The organism is Vibrio sp. 10N.222.48.A3 (assembly GCF_041475345.1).
In the GTDB taxonomy this organism is placed as follows: Bacteria; Pseudomonadota; Gammaproteobacteria; order Enterobacterales; family Vibrionaceae; genus Vibrio; species Vibrio tasmaniensis_A.
On sequence record NZ_JBFRVX010000282.1, the window covers coordinates 1,687 to 2,110 of the forward strand.

Annotated in this window: 1 protein-coding gene; it reads left to right on the top strand. The window is 46.7% G+C overall.

Annotated elements, in window-relative coordinates; all coding sequences use genetic code 11:
- Positions 1-424 (top strand): tandem-95 repeat protein (locus AB4653_RS09195; RefSeq protein ID WP_372103935.1); only part of this gene is annotated, 424 nt, incomplete at both ends.

Below are 424 nucleotides of genomic sequence, written 5' to 3' on the forward strand. Positions count from 1 at the left end.
ACGAAGATGGTTCAATTCTCGTTACACAAGCGATGTTGCTGGAGAACGCGAGTGACCAAGATGGTGATGAACTGTTTGCTAGCGCGCTAGAAACCAACGATCCGAATGCAAGTATCGTAGACAATGGCGATGGTACTTACACAGTAACACCTTCGGAAAATTTCAATGGTGATATCGCATTCACCTATGAAGTGAGTGATGGTGAGCTAAGTACCGCCAATGACATGACATTGACCGTGAATCCGGTGAATGACATTCCAATTGTTGCCCCAGGCATGTACCACATCGAAGAGGATGGCAGCATCCTGTTCACTCAAGAAGATCTATTGAGCGGTGCGATTGATATTGATGGCGATGACCTTAGCGTTACCAGCATCAATTACTCTGGTGATGAAGGCACGGTAACCGATAACGGTGATGGCAC